Genomic DNA, 8,929 nt, shown 5'->3' on the forward strand with positions numbered 1-8,929 from the left:
TAACTTTCTATACCCAAAAAAAGGCCGGTATGCGGGGCAGCATACGGCCTTTCCTGAAAGAAAGTTTGTCATGGGCCGCATACAACTGACCCAAGACGAACGATACCCTATCCAATCCCTGTCACGCCACTGCATCATCACTGAAATCGCCAAACAGCTTAACCGACACTGAAGCCCCATCAGCTGCGAAATTATGCGGCACAGTCGTCGACCAAAAAGCCCGCATCGACGATTGGGTGGCCTACACCATCATCTGCAAAGATAATAAAAGCGCGTTATTGGCCTTGGTCGAACGCGTTACCCGTTACACCATCATCTGCAAATTGAAGAACTTAAAAGCCGAAGACACTACCCTGGCGGCCATTAGGGTATTAAAGGCACATAAAGCCGGGGTGCACACCATAACCATGGACAACGGCAAAGAATTTTACCAACACACCAAAATAGCCAAAGCATTGAAAGCGGGGACTTATTTTTGCCGCCCCTACCATTCTTGGGAGAAAGGGCTGAATGAGAACACCAACGGACTCATCCGGCAATATTTCCCCAAGCAAACCGATTTCCGAAACATCAGTAATCGGGTGATACGCAGGGTTCAAGATGAGTTAACCACCAGTTAAGAAAACATAAGAAAAACAATTGGCTGCGAAATGCCAAGTGTTTTATTCTTTAATCTTTTCCGACCACCTTAACTCAAGTTTGGCACTTGAAATCCAAATTCAAGGGTCTTTTTATTTGGATTCGCGATATTTATTGGGTGACGGTTATGCGTTTGATAATAATGGGTTTGACTGGGACGTTTTGATGGAAGCCGCGTGTTTCAGTCGGGGTTTTGCTGATTTGGCGTACGACATCCATGCCCGAGGTTACTTTGCCGAAGACGGCATAGCCGTAGCCTTGCGGGGTTTTGTTTTTGAAGTTGAGGAATGTATTGTCGGCAGTGTTGATGAAGAACTGGCTGGTGGCGGAATTAGGATCGCCGGTACGCGCCATGGCGATGGTGCCGACAGTGTTTTTTAAGCCGTTGTCCGCTTCGTTGATAACAGCTTTATCTGTGGCTTTTTGGGCAAGATCCGGGGTAAAGCCGCCGCCTTGGATCATAAAGCCGTCGATAACGCGGTGGAAAACGGTGTTGTCGTAAAAGCCTTTGCGTGCGTAGCTGACGAAGTTGGCGACGGTTTTTGGCGCTTTGGTTTCGTCAAGCGACAGGCTGATATTGCCCATATTGGTTTCGATGACGGCGCGTGTCTCGGCTTGGGCGTTGAAGGCTGCGGCAAGCGAGAGGGCGGCGAAAGTGAGTTTAAGGGTTTTGTTCATTGGAGTGTTTCTCGTAGTGTGAAAATTAAACGTTATTATCGCGGATTTTATGTGAAATCTCTAAAAGGCGTTGTGAAATATTTTAAGGTCGTCTGAAAACGGATACAGCAAGCTTCGTTTCAGACGACCTTTTGTGTTGCGCAGCGGCTTATTGTTTGGCGGCTTCGAGTTGGATGTCGATGCGGACGGTTTTGGTCATGCCTGCATCAACCAGATAGTTCACGCCCCATTTGGTGCGGTCAATGGTGGTGCTGAAGTCGCCGCCGCAGACTTCGGTTTTCGCCATCGGGCTTTGGTAGCAGTTGAATTTTTCGGCTTTGAGTTTGACGGGGGCGGTTTTGCCGTGCATGGTCAGGTTGCCGTCAACGGAGAGCAGTTTTTTGCCGTTGAAGTTGAACTTGGTGGAAACGAAGCGGATGTTCGGGTATTTGGCGGCATCGAAGATATCGGCGGATTTCAGGTGGTCGGTGAAGTGTTGCGAACCGCTTTGCAGGTTGGCAACGGGAATGGTGATGTCGATTTTGCCTTGGCGCTTGGCTTGGTCGAAATCGACGGAACCGGTCAGTCCGTAGAAACCGCCGACGTTGGTGCTGGTGTTGAAGTGGTCGATGGCGAAACGGGCGTTGGCGTGGTGTTCGTCCACTTTGTAGGTGGCGGCAGAGGCAGTACCGATGGCTGCTGCGAGTGCGGCGAAGATGATTTTTTTCATGATTCTTTTCCTTTGTATGAGGTTGTAAAGGCGTTTATCTTAACATAGGAAAGGATGAGAATCATTTCTTACGGGTGAACGGTAGGTTTACTTATGTTTGATAAAAAGGTCGTCTGAAAACCAATATTTTGGTTTTCAGACGACCTGTGACTTTTATCAGGATTACAACTGGTCTTTTTGCGCCAGAATCCTGCGGCTGCCGTTGATGTCGGCGGGGGAAACGACACCGGCGTTTTCGAGCGCTTCCATCAGGTTGGCGGCGCGGTTGTAGCCGATGCGCAACTGGCGTTGCAGGGAGGAGATGGAAGTTTTTTTGCTTTCCAAAATGTAGGCGACGGCTTGGTCGAACAGTTCGTCGCTGCCCGCATTCGGATTGACGATATTGGTGGTTTCCAGTGCGGCTTCACCACCGAGCAGACCTTCGATATAGTCGGCAGGAGCTTGCGATTTGACGTAATTGACGACTTGATGCACTTCGTCGTCTGAAACAAACGCGCCTTGCAGGCGGGTCGGCTCGGCGCTGCCCGGTTGCAGGAACAGGGAGTCGCCGTATTTCAGCAGTTCATCCGCACCCATTTGATCGAGAATGGTGCGGCTGTCGATTTTACTTTGTACGGTAAACGCCATACGCGTCGGAATGTTCGCTTTAATCAAGCCGGTGACGACATCGACGCTCGGACGTTGGGTCGCGACAATCATATGGATACCGGCGGCGCGCGCTTTTTGGGCGAGGCGGGCGATTTGTTGCTCGACGGCTTTGCGTTCGGTCATCATCAGGTCTGCCAACTCGTCGATAACGACCACAATCATCGGCAGTTTTTCCAGTGGCTCGGGATCGTCCAGATTCAGGCTGAACGGGTTGGGCATGGGTTTGCCCGATGCTTTGGCGGCTTCGACTTTTTGGTTGAAGCCTTCCAGATTACGCACACCGGCGTGGGAAAGCAGACGGTAGCGTTTTTCCATTTCGGCGACACACCAGTTCAACGCCTGCCCCGCTTCGCGCATATCGGTAACAACCGGGCAAAGTAAATGCGGAATGCCGTCGTAAATGCTCAATTCGAGCATTTTCGGGTCAATCATAATAAAGCGGACTTCTTCGGGCGTGGCTTTGAAAAGCATGGACATAATCATGCCGTTCACGCCGACGGATTTACCCGAACCGGTCATACCGGCGACCAAAAGGTGCGGCATTTTTGCCAAATCGCCGACGACGGGCGTACCGGCGATGTCTTTGCCCAGCGCGACGGTCAGCTTGGATTTGGCTTCGGTAAACACGGGCGAAGACAAGATTTCGCTCAACATCACGTCTTGGCGTTTTTCGTTGGGCAACTCGATGCCCATGGTGTTTTTGCCCGCGATGGTTTCAACGATGCGCACTGCTTGCAGCGACATGGAACGCGCCAAATCTTTAGATAAAGCAACGATTTGGCTGCCTTTTATGCCTTGCGCGGGTTCGATTTCATAACGCGTAATCACAGGGCCGGAAGTGGCGGACACAACTTGCACGCCGATGCCGAATTCTGCCAGCTTGGACTCAATCAGTTCGGCAGTGCGCTCCAATTCGGCAGGATTGATGCTGACAGGTTCGCCGTTGGGCAGGCGCAGCAGGCTCATGCCGGGTTTGTGGTATTCGCCTGTCTGTTGCGGCTCGTTGTCTTCAAACAAAGAAGCCTGAATTTTGGGCGGCGGCGCAACGGAGACCGCAACGGATTTGCGGTTGCTGGTACTGCCTGCAAGCGGGGCAACCGGCGTGGCGGTGATGTTTTTGGCTTCTTTCACCATGCGGCGGGTGTTTTCCGTTTCCAGTGCTTCGGCGGTCGAGCCGTCGTCCTTGCGCCTGCCCAATGACTTTTTCAGACGACCCCAAATGCCTGAAAACAGGCTTTCGGTATTGCGTCCTGTTTTCGCCATCACTTCCAGCCAAGACACTTGCGCAAGCAAGGAAACAGAAAGCAGCAGCATGACGCACATAATCAGCAGGCTGCCGGATTTGCCTAACAGCCAAGCCAAGCCCGAACCTGCCAAAGCACCGACCAAACCGCCCGCACCGACGGGCAGGGTTTCGTCCAAGGTATTTTGAAGGGTGAAGTATTCGAGAATCGGGCTGCACACCAAAAGCAGGAACAAAGCCAGCGCGGCAACGACGTGGTTGTAGGATTTGTAGTTTTCACGCTTTTGCAGCGGGCGGAAATTTTTATAGAGGAAAACGCACGAAGCGGCGATCCACCACCAAAACGACAGTCCGAAGAGATAATAGCCGACATCGGAAACATACGCGCCAAAAAGCCCGCCGAAGTTGGCGATGCCGTCCGGTTTCGGCACACTGCGCGACCATGCCGGGTCGGTCATTTTGAAGCTGGCAAGGGAAATGGCGATGAAAACCGTCACCATCAGCCCGAAAAGCCACAGCGCGTCGTTAATCAGATTGACGACGTGTTCGGGGCGCGCTTTTTTTTCTTCATTTTTTTGCAGTGCTTTGGCAGCCTTCAAACGCTCGGAAACCTTGTTCGGCTCGGTCTGCGCCTTGGTTTGGCTTTGACGGCGCGTAGTCGGTTTGGCGTTTGTTTTGGCTTTCGGTTTGGATGCGGTTTTAGAGGATTTTGCGGTCATAGATGGATTTTTGATATTCGGTATAGGTCGTCTGAAAAGGGAAAACCGACGGGGAATCCATCCGTCGGGTGTAATGTGTGTTGGGTTCAAATTATACCGTATTTACCGTTTCTTATAAAACAAGGTCGTCTGAAAACCTTTTCAGACGACCTTGTTGTCCTAATTAGACTTTAGAACAGGTTACTGACAAAAATCAGCAAAATCACCAACGGCATGAGGTATTTCACATAGGCAAACCAAATATTGACCGTCGTATGGTTGCCTTTATAAAGCAATTCGTCCTTCGCTTCGTCCTTCATCACAAAACCGACAAACAGCGCGGAGCCGAGCGCGGTCAGCATAAACAAGATGTTGCCGCTGATATAGTCAAAGGCATCGAAAATGTTTTTACCGAACACGGAAACGTCTTTCCACGGACCATAGCTTAAAATGGACGGAATGTTGCCGAAGATGAAGATAGCAACCAATACAATCGTAATCGCGGCGGTACGGCGGATTTTGGTTTTTTCCTGAATCGTCGTAATCAATACTTCATAAATCGTCAGCGAAGTCGTCAGCGCGGCAATCAGGAGCAGCGAGAAGAAAATCACAGCGAATACAGGTCCCGCCCACATATTCGAGAACACAATCGGCAGGCTTTGGAACACCAAAGTCGGACCGGAATTGGGCGCAACGCCGAAGCTGAAGAGCGACGGGAAAATCATAAAGCCCGCAAGTACGGCGATGATGGTATTGGTAATTGCCGTAATGACTGCCGTTTGAACCAAATTTTCGTTTTTATCCAAATAGCTGGACAAGGTAATCATCACGCCGAACCCTAAGCTCAGGGCGAAAAATACTTGTCCCAAAACAAAGACGAAAAGTTTGGCGGTAATCTTGTTGAAATCAGGCTTCAGATAGAAAGTAATCCCTTCCATCGCGCCCGGTAGGGTAACGTTGCGCACGACCATGGCAATCAGGAACAAAAACAGCAGCGGCATCAGGTATTTCGCCGCTTTTTCAATGCCGCCGATGACGCCTTTGACCAAAATCCATTGGTTTACCGCCACAAACAGCAGCGTATAAAACGCGATTTCCCAAGGGCTGTTTTCGATGTGTTCGGTAAAGAAGCTTTTCGTTATTTCGCCGCTGACAGGGCTGGAAATATCCAGATTTCCGCCAATAATATTAACGATATAGCTGATGACCCAGCCGCCGAGTACCATGTAATAAGCCATAATGCCGAACGCGCCGAGCAAGCCCATCCAGCCGACCAGTTTCCAAATTTTGGCGAAGGGCTTGCCGTTCATCGAGCCGCCGAACGCATCCAGCGCGTTCACACCTTTGCGCCGACCGATGACGTTTTCCACCAAAATCATCGGAATACCGATAACAAACATGGCGATACAGAATAAAAACACATACGCGCCGCCGCCGTTTTCACCGACCAAATACGGGAAACGCCACGTTGCGCCGAAACCGACAGTCGCGCCGGCAACGGTAAGGATATAAGTCAAACGGTTGGACCAAGTTTGACGGGGTTGGTTGGAAGACATAAAACACCAGCTGCCTTGTTGGGAAAACTATAAATTATACGCGAACAGATTAACGGTTCTTAACTAAATATCAAAAAGCAGTATAGTGGATATATCTAGTCAATTCGTATTTTTCAGAGGATAACCATAAATATAAAGGTAGTCTGAAAATAAAACAGGGGATATAGCTGGATACATCAGTAAATCACTGTCATTTTCTGCCCTATAAAAATGGCAGTGTTCATACTCGAAACCACGATATGAAAAAACCTGCTTTGATCATGAAATCAAAGCAGGTTTTGATATTTGGTCGGAATGAGAGGATTCGAACCTCCGACCCCTTCGTCCCGAACGAAGTGCGCTACCGGGCTGCGCTACATTCCGAATGAGCAGGCATTATAGAGGAATTTTCGGAGGGATGCACGGATTTTGTCGGGCAAACAGCCGGGATTAGGATAAACATTTGGATAATAAACATCTTATCGATATATCTATAGGCTTAAGTTTGAAAAGGTGGGAAATACTTACCGTTTTTCACATTTTTCTTGCTTGAAAGCAGGGATTTTATCTTTATGTTAGTATCCGCTATGGCTTCGAATATAAATACGGATTGGTCAGAATCGCTTCGGCTTAGAGATTAAGGAACAGTAATTATGCAATTTTTCGGTATCGGTTTTTTGGTTTTGATTTTTTTGGAAATCATGTCGATTGTCTGGGTTGCCGACTGGCTTGGCGGCAGCGTGGCGTTGCTGTTGATGGTCTTAAGCTTTGTATGTGGTTTGCTGATGCTGCGCAATACCGGACTATCCGGCATTTTGCTGGCAGGGGCGACGATACGCAGCGGAGGAAAAGTTTCGCTCTATCAGATGCTGTGGCCGATGCGTTATGCTGTGGCAGCAGTGTGTCTGATGAGTCCGGGCTTTATTTCGACAGGATTGGCATTATTGCTGTTCGTGCCGTTTAAAGGCCGCACGGTCGTGCAAGTTGATATGGATGGGAATATGTTCGGGCAGCGGCCGTTTTCAACTAAGGCACAAGATAATGATGTGATTGAGGGCGAATATACGGTAACGAGTGAAGATTCGGATACGAAGCATCAGGCTTACATCGAACATAAAAAAGATTGAGATACGGAATCTGTCAGCCGGAATGGTTGCTTTTAAAAAAGGTCGTCTGAAAATGTTTCAGACGACCTTTTACCATATTTAACCTGATTAACGGCGACGACCGAAGCCCCGACCCATCGGGCGGCGGTAGTTTGACGGACGTTGGGTGCTTTGGCGGTAGCGTTTCTGTTGTTGTGCTTGTTGAGCCGGAATGCTGCGGGTATTCAATTGCTGGCTGGTACGGCCGTTTGGACGGGCAGTTTGGTAGTAATGGGAACGTGCGCGCTGTGCAATCGGGCTGTTTTGATTGTTCGCACGGGTGAATTTGTTTGCCAGCGCGTTACCGATAAACGCGCCTGCGGCTGTACCGATCAGGCTTTGAAGCAGCCAGCTTCCTGTGGATTGGTCGTAAATATATTGTTGTCCGTCTGTACCGGTAACGGGTTGGCCGTTGTTGCCGTTGGCTTGCGCTTCGGCAGGGATGGTGTCTTGTACGGCTTCAGGGGTAAGTTGGTAAACGGTATTGTCCTGCCGGCCGTTTTGCTGTGCCAATTGTTGTTGCAGGGCTTCGATTTGTTTTTGCTGCTGTTCAAGCTGTACTTGCGTATTGTCTTTGCAAGCGGCAAGGGCGAAAGCGGAGAGCGCGGCTAAGGCGATGATTTTTTTCATTGGTGTGTGATTCCTTGGTCGGTTGTCATTGATGCCGTCTAATGCAAGTCGGCGTTGTGGTTCTAAGCGCGTGGCCTGTCTGCAATATGGTGTTTTTCAGGGATTTATCAAGCAAGGTTGCTCTTTTTTACAATGGGAGTTTCGGGAGTTTGGCTGCAAAACCAAGACTGTCGGCAACAATATTTCCTTGAGATTTTACTTCGTGTTCGGTTTCCATAATAAGCAGTTTGTCGGGGCGGCGGGCGTGCAGGCTCATGTGCATTTCAGCGGGGGAGAAGGGGAGATGATGGTGTTTGGCAAATGATTGTGCGCGCTGATTGGCGGTTTTGAGCATGGGCATCAGGGTGATGTCGAGATGGAAGCGGCGAACACCCAAAATCAGGATGCGTGCGGCGAAGAAGTCGGCTTCTTCCGTAAACACGGCGGGACTGTTGCAATTGAAGTCGTGGCGTTCGGCCGCAATCAATGTGGCGAGAGAGCGGATTTGCGGAATCAAGGCCTCGCTGATAAGGCCAGAAGTTTGGGGAACGGGGTCGTCTGAAAATACGTTGTGGCTGTTGCCGTCAACAATCATATGGCAGCGGTGGAGGGTTTGTGGACGTCTTTGGATATTTGCAGAGAGGTTCATGGCTTTTCCTATATTTTATTTGCAACTGTTCGCATCTATTGGGATTGGCGGCCACGAAGGGTATAAAAAAAGCCGCTCAATCAGGGCGGCTCTTGTTTTGCTGTTCATTTCCGTCTGTTTCAGACAAGCGCAAAAAAGTACCGCACGTTTGTGTGGTACCAATAGAAGAATGCGTTTGAATGCTTAGCGGTTTGCATGACGGTATTTCGCTGGATATTGAATATATATGCGTCGAAGTTTAAAGCAGAAAGTCGAATAATTTCAATACTTGATGGATAAATTTGATTAATAATTCTTCAACTTGTTGTAATTAATAGAATTTATTTTTAAGCTGTGTATGGGGAGACGCATGGTATGCGGATGTTGGGGGGTGAAG

Annotated in this window: 6 protein-coding genes, 1 tRNA gene and 2 pseudogenes; 2 read left to right on the top strand and 7 right to left on the bottom strand. The window is 49.4% G+C overall.

Features of this window, described 5'->3' with window-relative positions:
- Window positions 1-203: 203 nt before the first annotated feature.
- A pseudogene (locus NSCA4_RS12580) lies at window positions 204-692 on the top strand (IS30 family transposase); the annotation flags it as partial.
- 58 nt (window positions 693-750) lie between these two features.
- Here NSCA4_RS12580 and NSCA4_RS0101410 read toward each other — a convergent pair.
- The 5 genes and pseudogenes from NSCA4_RS0101410 to NSCA4_RS0101430 all read right to left on the bottom strand — a co-directional run bounded on the left by NSCA4_RS0101410 (window position 751) and on the right by NSCA4_RS0101430 (window position 6,534).
- Entirely contained in the window at window positions 751-1,317 is a 567-nt protein-coding gene (locus tag NSCA4_RS0101410; RefSeq protein WP_016686486.1) for a peptidylprolyl isomerase, read from the bottom strand.
- A gap of 148 nt (window positions 1,318-1,465) precedes the next feature.
- Window positions 1,466-2,026: a YceI family protein gene (locus NSCA4_RS0101415; RefSeq protein WP_016686487.1), complete on the bottom strand. Its 561-nt coding sequence runs from the start codon at window positions 2,024-2,026 to the stop codon at window positions 1,466-1,468.
- A gap of 162 nt (window positions 2,027-2,188) precedes the next feature.
- Window positions 2,189-4,537, bottom strand: a pseudogene (locus NSCA4_RS0101420) (DNA translocase FtsK); the annotation flags it as partial.
- A 269-nt stretch (window positions 4,538-4,806) separates the two neighbouring features.
- Complete coding sequence (locus tag NSCA4_RS0101425; RefSeq protein ID WP_016686489.1) at window positions 4,807-6,171, bottom strand: sodium-dependent transporter; 1,365 nt, start codon at window positions 6,169-6,171, stop codon at window positions 4,807-4,809.
- A 286-nt stretch (window positions 6,172-6,457) separates the two neighbouring features.
- A tRNA-Pro gene (locus tag NSCA4_RS0101430) sits at window positions 6,458-6,534 on the bottom strand.
- A 269-nt stretch (window positions 6,535-6,803) separates the two neighbouring features.
- On the opposite strand from NSCA4_RS0101430, the gene NSCA4_RS0101435 reads away from it, so the two are divergent.
- Window positions 6,804-7,277 (top strand): FxsA family protein, encoded by a 474-nt coding sequence (locus NSCA4_RS0101435; RefSeq protein WP_016686490.1) that lies wholly within the window; start codon window positions 6,804-6,806, stop codon window positions 7,275-7,277.
- Window positions 7,278-7,364: 87 nt separating this feature from the next.
- Here the strand turns inward: NSCA4_RS0101435 and NSCA4_RS0101440 are convergent, their stop codons facing one another.
- Complete coding sequence (locus tag NSCA4_RS0101440) at window positions 7,365-7,925, bottom strand: hypothetical protein (protein WP_016686491.1); 561 nt, start codon at window positions 7,923-7,925, stop codon at window positions 7,365-7,367.
- A gap of 127 nt (window positions 7,926-8,052) precedes the next feature.
- Complete coding sequence (locus tag NSCA4_RS0101445) at window positions 8,053-8,553, bottom strand: hypothetical protein (RefSeq protein ID WP_016686492.1); 501 nt, start codon at window positions 8,551-8,553, stop codon at window positions 8,053-8,055.
- Window positions 8,554-8,929 lie beyond the last annotated feature (376 nt).

This window comes from Neisseria sicca 4320, assembly GCF_000193735.1.
Taxonomy (GTDB): domain Bacteria; phylum Pseudomonadota; class Gammaproteobacteria; order Burkholderiales; family Neisseriaceae; genus Neisseria; species Neisseria sicca_E.